This is a genomic window from Paenibacillus sp. MMS20-IR301 (assembly GCF_032302195.1).
Taxonomy (GTDB): domain Bacteria; phylum Bacillota; class Bacilli; order Paenibacillales; family Paenibacillaceae; genus Paenibacillus_AQ.
Genome location: NZ_CP135275.1, coordinates 2166466 through 2187973, shown reverse-complemented (window position 1 = coordinate 2187973; position 21508 = coordinate 2166466). Strand labels below are relative to the sequence as shown.

The window sequence follows — 21508 nt, the reverse complement described above, 5'->3', positions numbered from 1 at the left end:
CCGTCTATCAGCAAAAGGAGGTGCAAACCAATAGATGTCAACTTACTCCATGGATCGTATAAAAATACCGCAGGGCTTTTGGGAAGGGCTGCACCAGTTAGGGCTTGCCCCGCACGATATAGCCCGGAAGGCGGGATTGCCGCTCACTGTGATATCGGAGCCAACTGTAAATACCGCTCAATATTATGCAATCTGGCAGGCGTATTCCGAACTCTCAGGTGATGTTGCCCGCGGAATGATCAGACTTGCCACTACTTATGAAGCCACACAATATCCGCCGACGGTATTAGCCACCTATCACGCCCGCGATTACCGCGATGCTCTGCACAGGATGGCCCGGTACAAACAGCTCTGCCCTCCTGAGAATATGACAATCAATGAAGATGGCGGGGCATGCATGATCGAGTTGAAATGGCTGGCAGCTGATCAGGCTTGTCCGCCATTGCTGGTAGGTATCACCCTGGCCTTCCTGCTTGAATTGGGACGGCGGGGAACAGGGCGGCATCTGAAGGCAAGTCTGGTAGAATTTGCGCAGCCGATGGGAGATGTACAGGCTCTTGAAGCTTACTTTGGATGCCGGGTCCGGACCGATTCCGGCCGTAATTGCCTGACGCTGGACCGGAAAGATTTAGATCTTCCTTTTCTAACTTATAATGAAGAGCTGCTTGAGATCCTGTCTCCAGCACTGGAACGCACGCTAAATCATCACCAGGGAAATCGTTCCGTTTCCGGTATGGTTAAATGGATCATGAAATGCAGCTTCAGCGCCGGCCGACCCGATGTGCAGAGTGTTGCCAAAGAATTGGGCATGAGCGACCGCACTTTGCAGCGCCGGCTTAGCGAAGAGAATACAAGCTTCATTCATCTGCTCACACAAGCAAGACATGAACAAGCGCGGATGTATCTGGCAGATTTATCGCTCGACATCAAGGACGTGGCCTTCCTGATCGGATACGAAGACCAGAATTCCTTTTACCGCGCGTTCCGTGCCTGGGAAGGAGATACGCCTGCCAATTGGCGCAGCGCACATGCAGAAGGCTATGCAGGCTTAGAAGACACGGATCAGGACAGACTGAATATTCACTAATTAACCAGAACAGATCAACTGGTACAGAAATGGGAGAATATATTATGGATATGGGGCTAAACAATAAAACAGCGCTGGTAACTGGTTCTACGAGAGGCATCGGTAAAGCGATTGCAGTCGAGCTGGCTAAAGAAGGAGTCAACGTACTGATTAACGGACGAAAGAGGGACGAGGCAGAACGCGTAGTCCGTGAGATTAAGTCTGCATATCCGGAGACATCCCCGAAAAATGCGGCTGCTGATATCGTAAATGCTGCTGATCGGGAGATGTTGTTTGCAAAGTTCCCGCAGATTGATATTTTGGTAAACAATACCAGGATATACGAAATTATGAACTATTATGATATAAACGATGCCGTGTGGGAGCAATACATTCAGACTAACGTGCTCTCTGCAAACGCACTGACCAGATTTTATTTACCTGCCATGCTGAATAACGGCTTTGGCCGGGTAATCTTTATTGCAAGCGAAGAAGCGGTGATGCCTGGTCAGATGCCGCAATATGCGGTTACCAAATCCATGCTGCTGTCCCTGGCGAAGAGCCTGTCCAAATTGACAGCAGGCACGGAAGTAACCGTGAATACGATAATGCCGGGACCAACACTATCAGAGAATGTAAAACAGATTATTGAGAGTGTCATTACGGATGAGGGCATGAGCTTTGAGGAGAAAGAAAAAATATTTATGGCCGGCAATCTTCCGCAATCCGAGCTGCAGCGCTTTATTAGACCGGACGAGATTGGCAGGCTTACAACCTTTGTATGCAGTCCTTATGCTGCTCCGTTTAAGGGGTCACCGATCCGGATGGACGGAGGAATGGTCCCGACAATCTACTAAATTTAAGAGCTGGGCACGAGCGGGAGAGGGGAGGAACCCTTTTTCGTTTGAGCCTCAGCTCTTATTTTTTTGCACCATTCATTATTTATCTAATTAGATACTTGTAAAATAACAAACAAAATGATATTATGTCTACATATTAAATAAACAAACAGTGTGGTGATTGGGTTGTCCGAAATGAATGAAGCTGTTAAAATCTCGGAAAGATTCTGGAATGCCTCCATACCTGAGCTGAAGCAGGGGTATCATTCGGAGGGTGACGGCCAAGCTGCCGTGTTCAGCTGTCTGGTCTGCGGAGCGCAGTTCGAGAAGGGGATAATATATAAAGACGGTGAGCGCTACTACGAAGCAGAGAAGTTCGCAGCGCTGCATGTGGAGACTGTCCACGGAGGGATGTTCGCCTGGCTGCTGACGCTCGACAAGAAGCTGACCGGATTAACGGAGCTGCAAAAGGGTCTGCTGGAGGCCTTCCGCCAAAGTCTGAGCGATGCTGAGGCTGCGAAAGAGCTGGGAATCGGCAGCACTTCTACGGTCCGAAACCACCGGTTTACACTCCGGGAGAAGGTGAAGCAGGCGAAGCTGTTTCTGGCTGTAATGGAGCTGGCCGAGGAGAAGCCGGGGGCGGCTTCTCCTTTTGTCAGCATACCGCGTACCGCCGTGATGGTTGATGAACGGTTCGCCATTACGGAGGAGGAGAATGCCGGGATCATCCAGGCCTATTTCAAACAGGGCCCGGACGGAGCGTTGTCAGAATTCCCTAAGAAACAGAAACGCAAAGCGGCGATTCTCCGTCATTTGATCCAGCGGTTCGAGACGGGGCGCAAATATAGTGAGCAAGAGATTAATGCGGTGCTTAAGCTGGCTTATCCCGATTATGTGACGCTCCGGCGTTACCTGATCGATTACGGGCTGCTGGACCGCGAGGATGACGGAAGCAGCTATTGGGTGAAGATTTAACCGCCCGCGATAATGTGAAGATCAAGTATAAGCAGAACGAGAAGGAGCGAAATGGATCATGGATAAATCTAGACGCAAAGAGCTGGGGTATAATTACGCACATTCCCACAGGCCGATGGGGGTGTACAGAATTATTAATACGGAGAGCGGCAAAGCTTATGTAGGAAGCAGCCTGAATCTCGAAGGCGTGTGGAACAAGCATAAATTCATGCTCGACATCAACAGCCACGATAATAAACAACTGCAGGCCGACTGGAACCAGGCCGGGGAGGAGCAATTCCGGTTTGAGATCCTGGAGCAGATTAAGCCGGAGGAGGATTTCGTAGCTGACGTACAAGAGCTGAAGAAGTACCGCAAGCTGCTGCCGGATCTGGAGAACAAATGGCTGGAGCAGCTGTCTCCTTATGGAGAGCGCGGGTATCACAAGCAGAAGTAATGGCTGCAGCAATGATTTTCACCAGTGTCTGTGATAAGATAAGGGCAATTGTAAAGGCTGCCCATGTATAGAGACTGTGATGATGGGCTGGCTGGTGAAAAAGGAGAGGTAGGAATGGCTATTCTATCCTGGCTGGCAGAACAGCGGATTCAGGAGGCTATGCGCAGCGGGGAGTTCGCGAACCTGCCGGGACACGGCAAGCCGCTTGAGCTGGAGGATCTCTCCGGAGTGCCTGAAGAGCTGCGGATGTCTTACAAAATAATGAAGAACGCCGGCCTGCTGCCGGAGGAAGTGTCACTGCGCGCAGAGTGTGTGTCACTGGAACAGCTGCTGGCGGCTTGCCATACGAGCGGTAACAGCAGCAGTGCGGACAGCAGGGAGCTGGAACGGAAGCTGTCGCTGAAACGGCTGCGGCTGCAGATGCTTGTACAGGAGCGGGGGCTTACGGGCAGCGCTGCTTACGGCGATTACGGCAGCAAGCTCCATGAGCGCTTGACGGAAGACTAAGATAATTGATGCATCGGTTGAAATGTAAGGGTAAATAAATTGAAGAGAAGCAGCCTCCGGTTCGTTGAACTGGAGGCTTTTTCGGCCGGAGTACTGCTTGCTAATAACGGCTGCGGCCGGATCTCCTGAAGCAGGGACTGTTCATTTTGAGCTGTTGGCCAAAAAACCTTGAACTTGGGACAGGTTTCGCCCATGATAATGAAATGGATTCCTAAAATAACTCGAGTACTACTACCAATTATACCTAACATTTAGCGGATTATGGAGAGATGATATGAAACAGCTTCCGATTGTGCAGGTGCTTCCTGATTTGAAAAGAAAATTGGCTGATTCTACAGCCGCGATCCTGATCGCGGAGCCCGGAGCGGGGAAGACGACGGCTGTCCCGCAGGCATTGCTGGACGAGCCTTGGCTGGCAGGCCAAACGATTCTGATGCTGGAGCCGCGGCGCCTGGCTGCGCGTTCAGCCGCAGTCTATATGGCTTCGTGTCTGGGCGAAGCAGTAGGACAGACAGTCGGCTACCGGATGCGCATGGATACCAAGGTCAGCAGACATACACGCATTGTTGTAGTTACCGAAGGCGTTCTGACCAGAATGCTGCAAAGTGATCCTTCTCTTGCCGGTGTGGGACTGGTGATCTTTGATGAATATCATGAGCGCAGCCTGCATGCGGATCTTGGGCTGGCGCTGGCGCTGGAAGCGCAAAGTGTGCTGCGGGAGGATCTGCGTATCCTGGTCATGTCGGCTACTCTGGACGGAGACCGGGTCTCTGCGCTGCTTGGTGGAGCTCCGGTCCTGAATTGTCCGGGACGGACGTTCCCGGTGGAGACGGTCTATGTGCCGGATCCGGGTAAGGAGTACCCGGAGAAGAGAGCCGCGGCGGCTGTCCGCCAGGCGCTATCCGAGCAGCCGGGAGATGTGCTAGTGTTTCTGCCGGGCGAGCGGGAGATCCGCCGGACGGAGCAGGAGCTGGCCGGCGGCAGTCTGCCGCCGGGAACGGTGCTGCGCCCGCTATACGGCCAGCTGCCGCAGCAGCAGCAGGATGCGGCAGTGGCGGCAGCCGTTGCAGGTCAGCGCAAGGTAGTACTGGCAACGTCTATAGCCGAGACGAGCTTAACCATTGAAGGCGTGCGGACGGTCATTGATACCGGCCTGAGGCGGACGCAGGTATTCTCTCCGCGCACAGGGATGCCGCGGCTGACTACGGTGCCTGTCTCCAAAGCGTCCGCCGACCAGCGGCGCGGCCGCGCAGGCCGTACGGCGCCGGGGGTCTGCTACCGGTTGTGGAGCCGGGAAGAGCATGAACGTCTCCCGGACGATAACGTACCGGAGATTATGGAGACCGACCTGGCGCAGCTGGCTCTGGAGCTGGCGCTGTGGGGCGTGCGCGAGCCTGGCGCGCTGGCCTGGCTTGATACGCCGCCGGCCGCGCCTTACGCGCAGGCCGCCGAGCTGCTGCGCCAGCTCGGCGCACTGGACGACGGCGGCGCCATCACGCTGCACGGCCGCAGCATGGCCGCGCTCGGCGCGCACCCGCGCATCGCGCACATGCTGCTGCGCGCGGCAGACCTTGCAGCGGCGCCGCTCGCGGCCAGGCTCGCGGCGCTGCTGCAGGAGCGGGACCTCTTCAAGGGTCCCGCGGCGCAAGACAGCGACATCACGCTCCGCGTGGAGGCGCTGCTGGCGTACGAACGCTCCGGCGAGAGCGGCGGAGCGGACCCGGCGGCTCTGCGCGCAGCCTCGCGCGAGAGCCGGAACTTCCTGGCGCAGCTGCAGGCCGCGCCGGGCGGAGCCGTAGACAACATCAGCCGCAGCGGGCTGCTGTTGTCGTTCGCCTACCCCGACCGCATCGGGCAAAAACGCGGCGAAGGCGCGTTTCTGCTCTCGGGCGGGCGGGGGGCGGCGATGCAGGCGGGCCAGGTGCTGGCGCGCTCGCCCTATATTGTGGCCCCCGGCGTGGATGACCGTGCCGGACAGAGCCGGATTATGCTTGCCGCAGAGCTCTCCGAGCCTGAGCTGCTGAAGCATCATGCGGATGCCATCACGGATAAGCGTGAGGTAGTCTGGGACAGTGACAGCGGCAGCGTCAAAGCACGCGGAGTAACGATGCTGGGTGCGCTGGTGCTGAAGCAGACGACGCACGAACGGGCAACGGCTGAAGAGACAGAAGGCGTTCTGCTGCAGGTCATTGCTGCAGAAGGGCTGGAACGGCTGCCTTGGGACAAAGGAACGGTCCAGCTCCGCCAGCGGATGGGATTCATGCATGCCCTGCGGGCGGACTGGCCGGATATGTCAGATTCAGCGCTTGCTGGTACACTCAGTGAATGGCTTGCGCCTTACATCCACGGAATGCGTAATCTGCGCGATCTGCAGCGCGTGAATCTGGCACAGGCGCTGGAGGGGATGCTGGACTGGAACAGCCGCCAGACGCTGAACAAGGAAGCGCCGACACATATAACGGTCCCGAGCGGCTCCCGCATTCCGCTGGATTACAGCAATCCGGGGGCTCCCGTACTGGCAGTAAGGCTGCAGGAAATGTTCGGCCAGACCGACACGCCGCGGATAGGTGGAGGCAAGGTGCCGGTGCTGCTGCATTTGCTCTCACCGGCCAGAAGGCCGATGCAGGTAACTTCTGACCTCGCCAGCTTCTGGCGCGGCACTTATTTTGAAGTCAAAAAGGATCTGAAAGGCCGCTATCCCAAGCATTACTGGCCGGATGACCCGCTGGAGGCGATCCCGACTAACCGTACCCGGCCGACCAAATAACGTCTATTCCGGATCATCTGCTCAGGTCATTTGAAGTGCCGCCCGCGCTGTTTGGCTTCCCGCTGATCGGGTAATACAATAGCGAACGACAATTTCGAAGGAGGGCTTCAAGTGACTGACAAAATCGTAGGCGTATTTGATACGGAACAAGAAGCGACCAGAGCAATTGAAGATCTGCAGCGTCAAGGATTCAGCAATGACGATATTTCTGTAATTACACGTGACCGTGATGATCTCAAAAATATTTCCGCGGATACAGGAACGATGGCACCTGAAGGTGTAGCTACAGGAGCGGCAACAGGAGGTGTGGTCGGCGGGATTACCGGACTGCTTGCCGGCATCGGCGCACTTGCCATACCGGGGATCGGTCCCATATTGGCAGCAGGTCCGATTGTTGCGACCTTGACCGGTGCGGCGCTCGGCGCGGGAGCAGGCGGACTGGTCGGAGGATTAATCGGACTCGGCATTCCGGAAGATGAAGCTAGGGATTACGAGGGCTATGTGGACAGCGGCAAAATCCTGGTGCTGGTTGATGACAACGGCCGGGGCCGAGATATCCACCATGTTTTCCAGGGCAACCGTTCCCTGAATTCCAGCCGCTATGACAGCCGGTATACAGATGTTCCGGCAGACAGCACGCCTATTGACCGCGGAGCAACTAATCCGGATATCCTTCCTGAGGATACCAGAGTCGGTAACACACTCGGCAACAGAGGCGCAATGAACGCAGACCGTGATCCTGACCTGTACAACCGCGATAAATTTTAAAATATCAGGACAGCTTCCAGCTTGCACCTGCCCCAACGGCTGCTTTAGGTGAATTTTACCTAAAGCAGTCTTTTTGGCGTGCCTTGTAAGAGTAGCAGGTACATCGTCATAACTTAAGAAGCAGGTTCACTTGGTCAAAGCAGCATTTTACGAGTTTTATGTATTCGGCTCAACATGATATTGTGGGGAATGGTACAAAGTGGAGCAATTCAAGCGAGAGAAGTGCTTTTGAATTCAGTGAAATTGGACGGAATCAACAAATTGAGGGGCGGAAGCAGAGCTCTGATAAGAAAGCAGAAATCCATGTCATGTTTCTCAGGGGATTTGCTAACGTTACGGACAGGGGAGACGTTAAGTTGTGAAGAAGCGCCTGAGTGCTGGTCACTACGGACACCAGCGCCTTTATTTCGCCAGAAAAGTGGAGATATCAGGAGAAATGTAGCGAATAAGGGCTCTCATGTCCACAAGCCCGCTAATTGGGCCGAAAATGAGTGCATAAGGGCCGTGGTGTCCGTTGTACCCAAAGTGTCAGCCAGAGGGTGTTTAAGTTTGACACGGATAGCTGAAATCAGGGGCATGGGTGCCCTTGAGCAGCAACCGTTAAAGGGAAGTAGGAATTTGTGTAGGCTGAGGAAAAAAGACCGGATAAATAACCGAATTTCATCATATGAAAAATTCAGAATAGATTACCCAAATAAAGCACTACAAACACACCCCAACTGCTCCTGAGGGTCTTCCAGCGGCCCCCAAACCTTCTGAAGCGCTTTGAAACGTTTTCAAACACTCTGAAACGCTCCTATTCTCTTTCCGCCACTCTTTAGCTGTTCCCTATTCATACAAACCAATCAGCATTTACCATACAATCTTGCTTTCTGCCTGTCGACCACCTGAAATGCTTATACACAACCCTTCAACAGTTGATTCTACCGCCTGTATTAATTGAACCTGTGATTTTGGGTTTTAGGATAGTTAGGGAGTAAAGAAGTCATTCTATTGTACTTTGTACAACAGATCACGGTTAAATGTGGCTGATAATGAAATCTATTGTATTATGTACAGTCGTATTAGCCATTTAGGCTCATTTCTCTGGAAAGCATTGTACGCAATACAATAGAATGGTTTTTTCGGCCGTTTAACAAGGAAACTAGTGTATAAAATACAATTGCTTCATTATAATGTGCATTCTGTTATCGCAAGCACACGAGGAGGAAAACACAGCCAGCTGCATCTCCAACTTATTTCCAACGCACCTCTACTAAAGCTGGCCTTAATGTTGCACTTTCATCATATGAAAAATTCATAATAGAAATCAATAAAACCTAACCCCAATTTACCTGCAACCTGCCTGCAATAACAAACAGTGACCGTACTTATTACCTTCAAACCGCGAATAAGGTGCAGTATACTCCTGCAGATATTCCTACAGCGATATTTATGCAAATTTTTGTCACAATTAACATCTAAAACATTAAGTTGTGTAACCGGCTGTTTTACCATCAATAAATTCACTCAAAATTTAAAAATCCCGTCCTTAATCACCTGATTAATCCGAAAGAACAAGTTGTGAAATTTGGGAAATAGAGATTATACTAGAGTTATATACACAGGGAGGTGTCTTATGGCTTTTATGATCGCTCAGCGGGCATTTATAAAAGTATATCTGATTACCATGGTTGAACAGCATAAGGGGTACGGTTATCAGATGCTGGAGGATCTGCGGAAGGAATTCAAGGCACATGGTTACTCTCCGCCCCAAAGTGAAATATACCGCGCTCTGCATGAACTGGTTCAGCAGGGAATACTATACCGCACCAAGCAGCTGAAGGGCAGTGATCCCAAGGTGGATTTTCAGGAAATTGTTCTGTACCATTTCACAACGGACGGGGAAGAGAAGGCGAAGCTGTATAAGAAACAGGTAAAAACGGACCTGGACCGTTGTCTGGGGATTCTCAATAAGGCTGTTGCCGACAACTTTTAATATCCGCTGCAAAATTATATGTACCGGGTCCAGCCGGAATTCCGCTGCTCATTCCACCCGGGGCTCCGGTTCTGCCGGTCTATGGTGAAATGAAGCGCGGATACCTGGCTGGTGAATGACTAGCTCAGCTATCATTTAGTTTCAATCTTAATTAGGCGTCCTCTTCAACAGTATCCCGGCCGGGAGGTGTAACCGGTGAACTGGCACTGCCGTATTCTTCGGCGGCTTCCCATGCACCCGCATCGTCGAATTGACCGTCCTGGCCGCTGCCGGAAGGCGGCGGAGTCATCACTTGCTCTTCCACGGGACGTTCTCCCTGCCCTGGCCTATCCGGTGCATGCTCTACTGTATAACGGGTGTAGGGGAGTGCTTCAAGCCGTTCGAAGGGAATTTCCTCCTTGCTGATCTCACAGATACCGTACGTTCCATCCCCGATCCGCTGCAGGGCGGCTTCGATTTCATGCAGTTCTTCCGAGAGGGAGGTGTTGATCGACAGGTCACGGCTGCGTTCGAAGGTTTCGGTTCCCGTATCGGCAGGATGATTATCCGCTGAAGAGAGCTCGCCGGTAGAGAGCTTGAGTGAATCACCAAGCAGGCTGTTTCCGGTGTGTTCATCGGCGAAATGCTGTTCCAGCTCTGTACGGCGCTCCTCAAGGGATTGTTTAAGCTTGGACAATTGGGAGTCGGATAAGTGGCTCATGTGGTCATCTTCCTTTCTTTTGCGGAGTAGTAATACTGCAGTAGTCATTCCTTACCCTATTGTGCGGAGAGGCAATCAGCACGGGAAATATGTACCGATCTGCAACTTTAGTGATATTTTCACATGCTGTTGACCCTGTTATAATGGTTACTGCCGGATGAATGCAGGATAACATAGGAGGTTATATGAAATGGATGAACATATGAAACGCAGGTTGGACAAGCAAAGGAAGCTGTTCAGCCAGCTTGGCATCAATCTTGATGCGCTTACCATTCACGAGAAAGAGTTCAGTATGAAGCTCCGCGGTTATGATGCCGAGGAAGTGGATACTTTTCTGGACAGCGTAATAAAGGACTATGAACGCTTCTATGCCACCATTGCCGATCTGATGGATAAATGGCAGGAACAGCAGGAAGAGCTGCGTGATATGAAAGCCGAAGTCAAACAGGCTGCAGCAGCACCGGTTACCCTAATGAAGGGTATTGATCCAAAGGATCTGGAGGAAATTGTACTCCGGCTGGAGACGAATGTACGGCAGCTTAAGGACCGCATTCCGCGCAGCGAAGGATATTTGTAGAACGGCATGGCAAATTCCGTTATAGCTGGATTGCTCGAAGTGCTCTATAAGAAGAGTACTAGGAAATCAGGCTACTTGTTAAGCCATTCTCCAGCAATTACAATTATAGGGAATGCTGTTTACAATAAGTCACGATAGGGGAGATAGACCATTGCCGGAGAAGCATGCGTGGAGCTTGAAGATCCGCAGCAAAATTGCGCTAGGATATGTCATTATTTTATTAATGCTGGGTCTGTTTCTGGTTATAGTCTCCAATCGGATATCGGATCTGGAGCAGGAAACGGTCTTCCTGAGCGACCATGATATCGAGGTTCACGAGCTTACATATCAGATTGAGAAAAATGTACTGGATATGGAGACCGGCCAACGGGGATTCGCCCTAACGGGAGACGGCTCTTATCTGGCCCCGTATAATAGCGGACTTGTAGAGTGGCGGATTAATGTTGCCAAGCTGAGCGGGCTGATTGTGGACAATCCGGACCAGATCCGTAATCTGGAGAATATCAAAGGCAATATCGAGAAGTGGGTCAATGAAGCCGGGCAATATGTAGTAGACCTGAAGAAGAATGGCCGGAATGCGGAAGTGAATGCTTTTTTTCGTAATGATACCGGAAAAATTGTAATCGATGCCATCCGCACACAGTCCGATTACTTCCGTGACGTTGAACGGAGCCTGACGAACGAGCGGATAAGCAATCTTAAAGACAGCAACCAGAAGCTGCTGACTACGATGTACATTCTCTGGGGCTTCGTCGCCGGGCTGGCCTTACTGATTACATATTTGCTCTCGGCAAGTATCGTAAATCCGCTGCACAATGTGATTCAGGCAATCAACAGTATTGCGAATGGCGGAAACAGGTCGGATCGTATTACGGTGAAGACTTTTGATGAGATTTATGAGCTGGGTGAAGCGACCAACGGCCTGCTGGATACGGTGCAGCGGGATCAGTGGACAAGCGAGCAGCTTGCTTCAATGTCCATGGCACTCCAGGAGACGACGGACATGTCCTCCCTCTGCCAAATCTTTGTCAGCCGCTTATCGGTCATGGTGGAAATGCAGTATGCCGCCCTATTTGTCCTCAATCAGGACAAGCTGTATGAGCGTATGTATACCTATGCAGGTGCCGAGAACAAGGAAGCCCGCCCGGGAACGGATATCATCCATCTGGGTGAGGGGCTGGTTGGCCAGTGTGCCCTGGATCAGCGGCTGAACATAGTTGAGCAGCTGCCGGATCATTACATCCAGATCGCGTCCGGACTGGGTAGAACCGCTCCGCGGTTTGCGGTGATTGCTCCTATTATTTTTGAGAGCAAGACGGTAGCCGTTCTTGAAGTAGCTGCACTTACACGGTGGGCTCCTTATCATTTTGCCCTGTTGAATGAATTGCTGCAGCTTATGGGCGTTACTGTGAATTCCGTAATGACCCGGATGGAAATTCAAAGGCTTCTGCATGAATCACAGGTCATGAATGAAGAGCTCCAGGTGCAGTCTGAAGAGCTGCAGGTACAGTCTGAAGAGCTGCAGGTACAGACGGAGGAGCTGCAGAACCAGACGAGTGAACTGCTGACGGTCAACAAAGAGCTGGAGGATCAGAAGTCAGTGGCCGAGAACGCGGCTGTCGAGCTGGAACGGTATAATGAACAGCTGGAGCTCAGCTCACGTTACAAGTCCGAATTTCTGGCGAATATGTCGCATGAACTGCGCACTCCGCTTAACAGTATGCTGATTCTTTCCCAGCTGCTGACAGAGAACCGCAATCATACATTGTCGGAAGAAGAACAGGGTTATGCTTCGGTTATCTACAATTCCGGCAGTGATCTGCTTGGAATGATTAATGATATCCTTGATCTGTCGAAGGTTGAGGCCGGCAAAATGCTGGTGGAAATGGATGCAGTTAATCTCACAGAGCTGCCGTCTCTGCTGCAGGGTTATTTCGGCAAGCAGGCGGAGGGACAAAGTCTGGATTTTACAGTGGCGCTTGGTGAGGAGGTTCCTGACCTGTTCTTTACGGATGAAATGCGGCTGCATCAGATTCTGCGCAATCTGTTGTCTAATGCCTTCAAATTCACCCATCAGGGCTCTGTTACTGTAGATATCCGGAAGCTCGATGCCTATTCAGATCCGTATTACCTGATCAATGAACCTGTGCTGGCCTTTGCGGTCACTGATACCGGTATCGGCATATCTGCGGAGAACCGTGAGCTCATCTTCGAAGCATTCCGTCAGGCTGACGGAACAACGGCCCGTAAATTCGGGGGAACCGGATTAGGGCTATCCATCTCGCTTCAGCTGGCCAAGCTGCTCGGCGGGCATATTGGCCTGGTTAGTGAAGAAGGCGCAGGCAGTACGTTTACCCTCTACCTTCCGCTGCGTGAAGAGGACTTCGAGCTTGAGCCGATATCCTTGCCGCTGTCCGGCCTGACGCAGCTTGGCCAGGTGCAGGCGGCCGCTTCTGTGGAGCTGGAGAATCCGGCTGCTGAGGACCAGGCAGTGGAACGCGGAGCGCTGCAGTTTGAGAAGGAATATGCGAAGCTGCATGGCAGAACTGTACTGATTGTGGATGATGATTCACGTAATATCTTTGCTCTGGAGCAGGGGCTGGAGCCTTACGGGATGAATATATTAACCGCCCAGACAGGCTACGAATGTCTGCAGATCGTCAGAGAGCAGCCTGATCTGGACATCGTTTTGCTGGATATCATGATGCCGAATCTGGATGGCTACGATACTCTGTCCATTATCCGTGAGGAGCTGCTGCTCCCGGATCTGCCGATTATTGCGATTTCAGCGAAGACGATGAAGGATGACCGGGAGCGCTGTTTTGCTGCCGGGGCGACCGATTTCATGAGCAAGCCGGTGAATCTGCAAAATGTCGTTTCGCGGATGTACCGGTGGATACGGGACAAGGGTTAGGCGGTATAACTAAAGAGCGGGGCAGAACTCAACAAGGAGTGCTGCCCCGCTCTTTTTTGTGATTTGTATATAGAAGAGTGCATAAAGACTGGTTCATGGTGCAGACTATGGCGGTGATGCCTTAATTCAAGGCCTCCGGGAGCAAAACTTGACTTTTGTAAAAATCCATTGACGGAATACAAGGTATGATTTATGATGAGATCATAAATGATCATTTATATGCAAGTGGCGTGTTACCTTTACAGGGCATGAGCCAAGATCTGATCTCATTCATTTGAGTCAGTCTTGGCTCTTTTTTGTGCGAAAATTAGGGCAATGGATGGAAAGGAGGGAGAACTTGGCGAGGGAAAATGAACAATTTCAGGTTCTGCGGGTGATTGGGAACAACGTCGTAATGGTTCAGGGAGGCAAGAAAAGCAAGGAGTACGTAATCATTGGCAAGGGGATCGGATTTGCGGTCAAAGACTCAGGGGTGATTGACGGAAATGACAGCCGGATCGAGAAGCTGTTTCGGCTGGAGGACCGGGAAGAATGGAGCCAATATCAGATTTTGCTGGAAGACATTGATCCCAAAGTAATGAAGATAACAGATGACATCATTGCAGATATCGCCCGTGAGTTTCCCGGCAAGTTAAACGACAAAATCTATTTGGCGCTCCCCAGCCATATCCAGTTTACCATCTTCCGTTTGCGGGGCGGGATGGACATTGTCAATCCGTTTCTTGAGGAAACCCGAATGACATTTCCTAAGGAATTTGAGATCGCTTACAAGGCGGCGGAGAAAATCAGTGCTGAATTCGGACTGCAAATCCCGGAGGATGAGGTGGGTTTTCTTACTTACCACGTATACTCTGCGGTCAGCAACGTACCGGTCGGCCAACTCGTCAAAGCCTCCAATATTGTAAGCGAGCTGATGGATATGATCCGCAGTGAACGCAATATTAATTTTGAACAGGGCAGCATGAATCATGTCCGGCTGATGATTCATCTGAGATTCTCAATCGAGCGGATTCTGCAGGGTTCGCTTATTGATAACCCCTTCGTGAAGCATATCAAGAAGGAATATAAGGATGAATACAAGCTAGCCCGGAAGATGGGGACGATCATGCAGGGCAAACTCGGTGTAGAGGTGCCGGAAGAAGAAATGTGCTTCCTCGCAATGCATCTGCGCCGGTTATTCCAGACCATAGAGAAAAACAAATAGCAGCGGATAGGAGTGAATGATATGTTTTCCAGATGGAAATCCAAAAAAGAAGAGAAACATGCTGTGACCAGCATTGAAATATTCGCTCCGGTCAGCGGGCAGGCAGTTGAGCTATCCGAGGTACCGGATGAGACGTTTGCCGGAGGACATATGGGTCAGGGTATTGCAATCGAGCCGGCAGAGGGCCGGCTGATTGCCCCCTTTAGCGGAACTATTGCCCATGTTGTGAAGAGCAGCCACGCAGTCATCCTTGAGCATCCATCCGGACTGCAGCTGCTGATGCATATTGGCATTGACACAGTCAGCTTGAAAGGAAGCGGCTTCACCAGCCATATTGCTAACGGGGATACAGTCGAAGCCGGCCAGACGCTGATTGAATTCGATCTGGAGGCCATCCGGGCAGCCGGCTACCGGACAATTACACCGGTTATAGTCACCAGTAACGGGGACCCGGTTCCGGCAGTTCATGGCCATTACGGCTCTGTCGCTGCAGGGGTAAACAGCATACTTACAGTGGTTTCACAGCAATAAAATCATATAGCATACCTATTATGAAACCGAGGGGATGATTTCATTATGTTAGCTTTTTTACAGAAACTAGGTAAGTCTCTAATGCTTCCGGTAGCCACATTGCCGGCAGCAGCAATTCTGCAAGGATTCGCATTGATCAATTACGAGAAGGACTTCCATATGGGGGCGGCCGGCAGATTCCTGAATCAGTATGTCGCACCGTTCCTGAATGCAGGCGCCGGAGCAATCTTCGGCAATCTTGCCCTGATCTTCGCTATCGGGGTAGCGATCGGCTTTGCCGGGGACGCAGTAGCTGCCCTGTCGGCACTTATCGCTTATCAGATTCTTGACAGCATCCTCAAGGTGATTCCGGCACAAATGCCCTTTATCGGCGACGATGTGAAGCTTAACATGGGTGTACTGGGAGGGATCTTCGCCGGAGCATGGGCAGCGTTCCTGTACAAGAAATATCATAATATCAAGATGCCCGACTGGCTCGGCTTCTTCGCAGGTAAACGCTTTGTCCCTATTATTACAGCCGTAACAACAATGGTTCTGGCAGTACTGGTAGGTATGGTCTGGAGCCCGATTCAAGATGTGATCAGTGACTTCGGTACCTGGGTTGTCGGCCTTGGAGCTGTAGGCGCTTTCATCTTCGGTACGGCCAACCGCCTGCTGATTCCATTTGGTCTGCATCATGTTATTAACGCCATTGCCTGGTTCCAGCTTGGTGACTTCACTAATACAGCCGGAGAAGTGGTTCACGGCGATCTGTGGCGCTTCTTCGCCGGAGATAAATCTGCCGGAATGTTTATGACAGGGTTCTTCCCGATTATGATGTTCGCCCTGCCGGGTGCGGCCCTTGCCTTCATTCATACTGCCAAGCCTGAAAAACGGAAAATGGTTGCTTCGATCTTCATCGGCTCTGCAATTGCCTCGTTCCTGACAGGGATTACTGAACCGCTTGAATTCTCCTTCATGTTCCTTGCACCTGCGCTGTACCTGGTTCATGCATTGCTTACCGGTTTCGCCGGCTTCCTGATGTATATCCTGGATGTGAAGCTGGGCTTTGGCTTCTCTGCCGGTCTGATTGACTACCTGCTGAATATGAAGCTGTCCACGAATGCGTGGGTGCTTATTCCTGTAGGTCTTGGATTCTTCGTTCTCTACTATGTGCTGTTCCGCTTCATCATCGTCAAATTCAAGCTCAAAACACCGGGCCGTGAAGATGACACAGATGATGAAACTATAGATCTCGCTAAAGACGGAGGAAAAGTATCCGCCTCTTCCAGAGCAGCCAAAATTCTCGAAAACATTGGCGGCCCGGCAAATATCCGCAGCATCGATGCCTGCATTACCCGTCTGCGCCTTAACGTCAATGACGAGAAGGCAGTAAAGGATGCTGCGCTGAAGCAGCTTGGGGCATCCGGTGTAATGAGACTCGGACAGGGTGCGGTGCAAATCGTATTCGGACCGCAATCCGAGCAAATTAAGGATGATATCAAAAAGCTGATGTAGTCCGCAGTAACAGCTGGCCTACCCCTATAATCCTCTGCAAAGTGCAGGCATCCCTGATGTCTGCACTTTTTTTGCATCCGGGGCTTGAAATATCTATAATACCGAGTATAATACTTGGTATAAGCAAATGAAGGGGTCGGTACACATGTCAATCGATGATTATCTGGATCTGCTAAATTATGCCACAGCAATTAACGATGAACAGTGGCAGGCTGATCTCCTTGACCGTCTGAAGAATTATTCGAAGCTTGCCGAAGAGCAAAGAAATACGGACTCTGTGAGAGAACTGTGGTCACGGTTCGATCAGATTAATTATAGGCTGCTTCAGTTATTTGATAAGCTGCGGGATCATGAGGCGGGCGGAGAGAGTGAACAGTGGAAAGAACAGATCTGGGAGCTGAAGATGGAGCGGATTACCATCGCGAAGCAGATTCAGGACCGGTACATTAAGATCAGATAATGTGAAGTTGTCAGTTAAGAGAAACAGAGAAGAGTATTACGGAGATATAATAAGGTCTATCATACAAAAAAATGGCATGCAGTTAGTCTGCTCTGCCATGACTTGCGGCTTACGAATACTTTGCCTGATTAAGAATTAAAGTGAATTTAGCGGATTCACTTTACCAGCTTGCTTGCTGCTTACTTGGACATTTGCATTCCTTCACGCATCATGGTCATGCACATTGTCATCATTTCATCGCATTCCTGCATTTTCTTCATCATCATGTCCATATCCATGTCCATCATGCCCATCTTTGTCATCATTTCCATGCACATCTTCATGTTGTTCATCTTACACATCATGTCTTCCATGCACATATTCATCATCATTTCCATACACATTTTTTCCATTGTTAGCTCCACCTCTCAAGTTATAATAGATTACACTTTATAAATTACTATATTTTACCGACAGCTTCAACTATTTCGCATGGATTCCATGCGTTATTTTTTTGATTTTTGTCACAAATATGGATATTCAGACCTTGCAGATGGTATTTATATGAATACTCAATATAACTGTTAGAACGCTAAAGCCCCACGATTTGGGGTTGTTTTGCGTATCCGGAGGGTCTATGGTACAAAGAGAGGGAACTTCTTGAACGGAAATGATACAAATTGGCGCCGGCCTTCGTCTTACTTATAGCTGCAGCGGATAAGGAGGATTTAACGGATGGACATTCCGGAAACAGACAATTTTAAAAAGATATTTTATCAATATTACCCGGAAGTGCGGCGGAAGCTGGCGGCACTTGTACGGGATGAGAGTGCAGCCGATGATCTGGCGCAGGAGGTATTCTTCAGGCTGTACCGGAATCCGCCGGATGATCCAGAAGCCATGGGAGCCTGGCTGCACAGGGTGCTTACAAGGATCGGATATGATTATCTGAATAAACGGATGAGAGAACGCCGTTTGCTGGATAGACAGGAGCTTCTCTACGATAAAGATGCCTCACCCCCTACGGGTGAAGAAGTGGTACTGAACAAAATGGAACAGGAAGATGTGAAGAACTGGCTGAAGGAGCTTTCTGACCGGGACAGGCAGGCTCTGCTGCTCAAGTATTCAGGTTACAGTTATGCTGAAATTGCCGGTAAGCTTGGCGTGAATCCGCCGGTGGTGGGCACGCTTCTCAGCCGGGCTACAGCCAAACTGAAACAGCATGCGGTGAGTTCGCTTCCGCAGGAATGATTAGAACGGGGAGGGATAATGCAATGAACCATAGAGGGAACGGACATGGCGGGAATCAGGGAACAGATGAGGCCTGGGCTAAATTGCAGGAGAAGCTTGAACAGGAACCGGTAAACCCGGTCTGGGCTGCTTGGGGGAAGCAGGATGAAGAGATGACGAAGGGATCAGCTCCTGCTGATTCTGAAATGTCCGCTGATCCGGAAAAGTTAACAGTTCTGCATATGCAGACAGCGATTGACACAAAGGGGCAGGCTAAGCAGAATGCCGGACCGAAATCACGTAAGACGCTGCGTACCCGCAGCCGGAAGTGGGCTGCGGCTGCAGCCGGTGTGGCCATCTTCGGCGCTATTCTGGCTACCCCGGTGGGGAATACAGCTATGGCCGCTATACTGAACCAGTTTAAAGTGCAGGATGTGGCTGTAATAGAAGAAAGCGATCTGCGGGATATCTTCAATCAGGTCAGTGAAACCGGTAATTTCCAGGAAACCATGAATTCCTTCGGCAGCTTTTCAATAAGTTACGGAACAGTACGCGGTACATTGCCTGTCGGGGATCTGCAGGCTGTGCTGGGTATTGGACCTATGCAGGGTGAAGATTTTGCCGGAATCCAATCTGTTGGGGTGGATCAGTCTAAGGAGATCTCCTTGACATTGAATGTAGATAAAGTTAATCAGGCACTGAAGCGTGTGGGATCGACGGACTTGCTGCCAGAATCTGTAGATGGTAAACTAATCCAGCTTAAGCTTCCTGAAATTGTGAATTACGACCTTTCGCCGGATAAGAACCGCTGGGCAAATTTGTCACAAATGAACACACCTGTGCTTACAGTAGATCCTTCTATTGATGTTAAGGAAGCTTTGAAAGCTGTGCTCAACTTCCCGCTGCTGCCCGATTATCTGAGAAGCAGCCTTCAAGAGAGCCGCATTCTGGCTGGGGAAATTCCGATGCCGCTAGTTAAAGACAGTTTTTCCGAGCAGATCGAGATAAGCGGAACGCCAGTTATTTTGAAGCAATATAACTACAACAAAGGGCCGATCTATTATGCGACCTGGGTAAAGGGCGGCAATATGTTTATGTTAAACGGCGGAGAACTCTATCCTGACAAAGGCAAGTTCCTTGAGAAGGTTGGGGAGTTGATTGCAGAGTGAGTATACCCGCGATTGATGCTGACTCCCTGACCAAAGAATATCTGAATGGGCGCGGCTGCCGGGATGTCAGTATCACTGTGGGGAAAGGGGAAGCCTTCGGCTTCCTCGGCCCCAACGGTGCCGGTAAAAGTACCTTTGTCAAAATACTCGCTGGTCTGATTAAGCCTACAAGCGGGAAAGCCTTACTCCTGGGACATCCCGCGGGGTCGCTTGAAGCTAAAAACAGGATCGGCTACCTGCCGGAGCTGTACCGGTATCAGGAGTGGCTTACCGGTGAAGAGGTAGTCAGACTACATGCCAGGCTATGCCGGATCAGCAGGTCCGTTATGAATACAAGAATTCCGCAGCTGCTGAATGAGGTTGGCATCGGACAGCGGGGGACGGATAGAGTCAAGCATTATTCCAAGGGAATGCAGCAGCGGCTGGGACTGGCCTGTGCGCTGGTTAATGAGCCGGAAATTATTTTTCTGGATGAGCCCTCATCTGCACTTGATCCCATCGGGAGAATGGAAGTAAGGTCGACTCTGGAGCGGCTGAAGGATAGGGGAATTACGATATTTCTCAACTCTCATCTGCTTGAGGATGTTGAAGTCATCTGTGACCGGATGGCCTTGCTGAATAACGGGACGGTTCTGCGTCAGGGAAAAGTATCGGAAATTCTGAGCCAGCGGACCCGCTGGCATTTTAAAGTAGGCGGATACACGCCTTTTTTGCTGTCCTGGTTGAATCAGCATACCGGGCTGCAGATCAGGGAGCGTACCGGTACGGCAATAGAATCAGGACTAGACAGCAGTATTGTATGGCTTGAGGCAGAGCTGGAGAATGAAGAACAGGCGGGATGGCTGAACGGATTAATAGTAGAGCAGGGAATGACTTTATATGAAGTAAACCGCAGAAAGGAACGGCTGGAGGAGTGGTTCATGGATACTGTCTCCGGGCTCAGCCATCGGGGTGAACAGTCATGAGAACCATCCTTGCGATGACCTGGAAAGAAATGCTCCGCAAAAAGGTGATGGCCCTGACCCTGCTGCTTACCTTGCTGTTTCTGCTCGGCTTCTGGTTTGTGGCGGATACGGTTGGACAAAATGGTTTTGCCGGCGGGTCAGTAAACAACGGGAGCGACTTGATTCTGCGCTTTACCAATGGTTCTTTTATACTTAATCTGGGGTTTTATTTTGGTGCATTCGTAATTGCTTTTCTGAGCATCTTCAGCTCGTTCTCGGTCATTGCCGGTGAAGCAGAGCAGGGAGTCATGCAGGCACTGCTCCCCCGCCCGCTGCCGCGCTGGAAATGGTACTTCGGACGCTGGCTCGGTTTTGTCACCTTAGGGGCACTTTACGCTCTGATTCTGTTCCTTGCCATTCTGCTGATCACTAGTGTCCATGCGAATATTCCCAGAGATGCGGCGGCGCTGATCAAATCTTATCTGCTGTTTACTTCTGTGGTTCCCTTATTAATCTCAGTGTCCATGCTGGGCTCCGGTCTGTTCTCGGCGCTCGGAAACGGTGTGTTTATGACCATGCTGTACGGGGCAGGCTGGCTGGGCGGAATGCTGGATAAGCTTAGCGGATCGCTGCGGCTGGAGGGTGATGCAATGAACGTGTTGAACAGTTTGACGGGAATCATCTCTATGCTTATGCCGGCAGATGCCCTGCAGCGGAGAATGATCGCGGAGCTGTTAAGCCTGAACGGTATAGACAGTCTTGTTTCTGCAAGATTAAGCGGATTCACTATCTTGAACTTCGGTGCCTATCCGTCAAACTCATTCATAGTCTATACTGCAGGATACACGGTACTGGCGTTTGCAATCGGATTACTGCGTTTTCAGCACAAAGATTTATAGGGACAAACAGCGCCCCCGAAGTGTCCGGTTCACGGAACTTCAGGGGCGCTATTTGGCATGCCCGCCGG

General features: G+C 51.0%; 20 protein-coding genes. 18 read left to right on the top strand and 2 right to left on the bottom strand.

Annotated features, from left to right (window positions below):
• The first annotated feature begins 34 nt into the window (after positions 1-34).
• From LOS79_RS09650 to LOS79_RS09615, 8 genes are all read left to right on the top strand, one after another.
• The gene (locus LOS79_RS09650) at positions 35-1087 is read left to right on the top strand and encodes an AraC family transcriptional regulator (RefSeq protein WP_315418691.1); all 1053 of its coding nucleotides are present in this window, start codon (positions 35-37) and stop codon (positions 1085-1087) included.
• Between the two features lie 44 nt (positions 1088-1131).
• Positions 1132-1923: an SDR family NAD(P)-dependent oxidoreductase gene (locus LOS79_RS09645; protein ID WP_315418688.1), complete on the top strand. Its 792-nt coding sequence runs from the start codon at positions 1132-1134 to the stop codon at positions 1921-1923.
• A 177-nt stretch (positions 1924-2100) separates the two neighbouring features.
• Positions 2101-2880, top strand: coding sequence for a DUF2087 domain-containing protein (locus LOS79_RS09640; protein WP_315418685.1), 780 nt, complete (start codon positions 2101-2103; stop codon positions 2878-2880).
• Positions 2881-2938: 58 nt separating this feature from the next.
• Entirely contained in the window at positions 2939-3316 is a 378-nt protein-coding gene (locus LOS79_RS09635) for a GIY-YIG nuclease family protein (protein WP_315418683.1), read from the top strand.
• 114 nt (positions 3317-3430) lie between these two features.
• Positions 3431-3823, top strand: coding sequence for a DnaJ family domain-containing protein (locus tag LOS79_RS09630; RefSeq protein ID WP_315418680.1), 393 nt, complete (start codon positions 3431-3433; stop codon positions 3821-3823).
• A gap of 274 nt (positions 3824-4097) precedes the next feature.
• Positions 4098-6590 carry an ATP-dependent helicase HrpB gene (gene hrpB, locus LOS79_RS09625; RefSeq protein WP_315418677.1) on the top strand — a complete coding sequence of 831 codons (2493 nt, stop codon included), beginning with the start codon at positions 4098-4100 and terminating at the stop codon, positions 6588-6590.
• A gap of 111 nt (positions 6591-6701) precedes the next feature.
• Positions 6702-7358, top strand: a complete 657-nt coding sequence (locus tag LOS79_RS09620) for a general stress protein (RefSeq protein ID WP_315418675.1) — start codon at positions 6702-6704, stop codon at positions 7356-7358.
• A 1618-nt stretch (positions 7359-8976) separates the two neighbouring features.
• Positions 8977-9336, top strand: coding sequence for a replication termination protein (locus tag LOS79_RS09615; RefSeq protein WP_315418672.1), 360 nt, complete (start codon positions 8977-8979; stop codon positions 9334-9336).
• A gap of 151 nt (positions 9337-9487) precedes the next feature.
• On the opposite strand, the gene LOS79_RS09610 is transcribed toward LOS79_RS09615, so the two are convergent.
• Positions 9488-10036 carry a TraR/DksA C4-type zinc finger protein gene (locus LOS79_RS09610; RefSeq protein ID WP_315418669.1) on the bottom strand — a complete coding sequence of 183 codons (549 nt, stop codon included), beginning with the start codon at positions 10034-10036 and terminating at the stop codon, positions 9488-9490.
• 190 nt (positions 10037-10226) lie between these two features.
• Between LOS79_RS09610 and LOS79_RS09605 the strand changes: the two genes are divergently transcribed.
• From LOS79_RS09605 to LOS79_RS09580, 6 genes are all read left to right on the top strand, one after another.
• Positions 10227-10613 (top strand): DivIVA domain-containing protein, encoded by a 387-nt coding sequence (locus LOS79_RS09605; protein WP_315418666.1) that lies wholly within the window; start codon positions 10227-10229, stop codon positions 10611-10613.
• Positions 10614-10764: 151 nt separating this feature from the next.
• Positions 10765-13527, top strand: a complete 2763-nt coding sequence (locus tag LOS79_RS09600; protein WP_315418663.1) for a CHASE3 domain-containing protein — start codon at positions 10765-10767, stop codon at positions 13525-13527.
• Between the two features lie 337 nt (positions 13528-13864).
• Positions 13865-14731, top strand: a complete 867-nt coding sequence (locus tag LOS79_RS09595) for a PRD domain-containing protein (RefSeq protein ID WP_315418660.1) — start codon at positions 13865-13867, stop codon at positions 14729-14731.
• A gap of 21 nt (positions 14732-14752) precedes the next feature.
• Complete coding sequence (locus LOS79_RS09590) at positions 14753-15262, top strand: PTS sugar transporter subunit IIA (protein WP_315418657.1); 510 nt, start codon at positions 14753-14755, stop codon at positions 15260-15262.
• A 45-nt stretch (positions 15263-15307) separates the two neighbouring features.
• On the top strand, positions 15308-16759 hold the full coding sequence (locus tag LOS79_RS09585; RefSeq protein WP_315418654.1) for a PTS transporter subunit EIIC: 1452 nt from the start codon (positions 15308-15310) through the stop codon (positions 16757-16759).
• Between the two features lie 145 nt (positions 16760-16904).
• On the top strand, positions 16905-17219 hold the full coding sequence (locus LOS79_RS09580; protein WP_315418651.1) for a hypothetical protein: 315 nt from the start codon (positions 16905-16907) through the stop codon (positions 17217-17219).
• Between the two features lie 179 nt (positions 17220-17398).
• On the opposite strand, the gene LOS79_RS09575 is transcribed toward LOS79_RS09580, so the two are convergent.
• Positions 17399-17524 (bottom strand): hypothetical protein, encoded by a 126-nt coding sequence (locus LOS79_RS09575; protein ID WP_315418649.1) that lies wholly within the window; start codon positions 17522-17524, stop codon positions 17399-17401.
• 409 nt (positions 17525-17933) lie between these two features.
• On the opposite strand from LOS79_RS09575, the gene LOS79_RS09570 reads away from it, so the two are divergent.
• The 4 genes from LOS79_RS09570 to LOS79_RS09555 are packed head-to-tail and all read left to right on the top strand — an operon-like array spanning position 17934 to position 21440.
• Positions 17934-18449, top strand: a complete 516-nt coding sequence (locus LOS79_RS09570; protein WP_315418646.1) for a sigma-70 family RNA polymerase sigma factor — start codon at positions 17934-17936, stop codon at positions 18447-18449.
• 23 nt (positions 18450-18472) lie between these two features.
• Complete coding sequence (locus LOS79_RS09565; RefSeq protein WP_315418643.1) at positions 18473-19597, top strand: hypothetical protein; 1125 nt, start codon at positions 18473-18475, stop codon at positions 19595-19597.
• Positions 19594-20562, top strand: a complete 969-nt coding sequence (locus LOS79_RS09560) for an ABC transporter ATP-binding protein (protein ID WP_315418642.1) — start codon at positions 19594-19596, stop codon at positions 20560-20562. The genes LOS79_RS09565 and LOS79_RS09560 overlap by 4 nt, the downstream gene beginning before the upstream one ends.
• A complete protein-coding gene (locus tag LOS79_RS09555) occupies positions 20559-21440 on the top strand; it encodes an ABC transporter permease subunit (protein ID WP_315418639.1) in 882 nt (293 codons plus the stop codon). Before LOS79_RS09560 ends, LOS79_RS09555 begins: the two co-directional genes overlap by 4 nt.
• Positions 21441-21508 lie beyond the last annotated feature (68 nt).

What these genes read in the sequence shown, in the direction of transcription:
- LOS79_RS09650 (WP_315418691.1), top strand. Translation starts at nt 35, where the DNA reads ATGTCAACTTACTCCATGGATCGTATAAAAATACCGCAGGGCTTTTGG.
- LOS79_RS09645 (WP_315418688.1), top strand. Translation starts at nt 1,132, where the DNA reads ATGGATATGGGGCTAAACAATAAAACAGCGCTGGTAACTGGTTCTACG.
- LOS79_RS09640 (WP_315418685.1), top strand. Translation starts at nt 2,101, where the DNA reads ATGAATGAAGCTGTTAAAATCTCGGAAAGATTCTGGAATGCCTCCATA.
- LOS79_RS09635 (WP_315418683.1), top strand. Translation starts at nt 2,939, where the DNA reads ATGGATAAATCTAGACGCAAAGAGCTGGGGTATAATTACGCACATTCC.
- LOS79_RS09630 (WP_315418680.1), top strand. Translation starts at nt 3,431, where the DNA reads ATGGCTATTCTATCCTGGCTGGCAGAACAGCGGATTCAGGAGGCTATG.
- hrpB (WP_315418677.1), top strand. Translation starts at nt 4,098, where the DNA reads ATGAAACAGCTTCCGATTGTGCAGGTGCTTCCTGATTTGAAAAGAAAA.
- LOS79_RS09615 (WP_315418672.1), top strand. Translation starts at nt 8,977, where the DNA reads ATGGCTTTTATGATCGCTCAGCGGGCATTTATAAAAGTATATCTGATT.
- LOS79_RS09610 (WP_315418669.1), bottom strand. Translation starts at nt 10,036, where the DNA reads ATGAGCCACTTATCCGACTCCCAATTGTCCAAGCTTAAACAATCCCTT.
- LOS79_RS09605 (WP_315418666.1), top strand. Translation starts at nt 10,227, where the DNA reads ATGGATGAACATATGAAACGCAGGTTGGACAAGCAAAGGAAGCTGTTC.
- LOS79_RS09590 (WP_315418657.1), top strand. Translation starts at nt 14,753, where the DNA reads ATGTTTTCCAGATGGAAATCCAAAAAAGAAGAGAAACATGCTGTGACC.
- LOS79_RS09585 (WP_315418654.1), top strand. Translation starts at nt 15,308, where the DNA reads ATGTTAGCTTTTTTACAGAAACTAGGTAAGTCTCTAATGCTTCCGGTA.
- LOS79_RS09580 (WP_315418651.1), top strand. Translation starts at nt 16,905, where the DNA reads ATGTCAATCGATGATTATCTGGATCTGCTAAATTATGCCACAGCAATT.
- LOS79_RS09575 (WP_315418649.1), bottom strand. Translation starts at nt 17,524, where the DNA reads ATGATGACAAAGATGGGCATGATGGACATGGATATGGACATGATGATG.
- LOS79_RS09570 (WP_315418646.1), top strand. Translation starts at nt 17,934, where the DNA reads ATGGACATTCCGGAAACAGACAATTTTAAAAAGATATTTTATCAATAT.
- LOS79_RS09565 (WP_315418643.1), top strand. Translation starts at nt 18,473, where the DNA reads ATGAACCATAGAGGGAACGGACATGGCGGGAATCAGGGAACAGATGAG.
- LOS79_RS09555 (WP_315418639.1), top strand. Translation starts at nt 20,559, where the DNA reads ATGAGAACCATCCTTGCGATGACCTGGAAAGAAATGCTCCGCAAAAAG.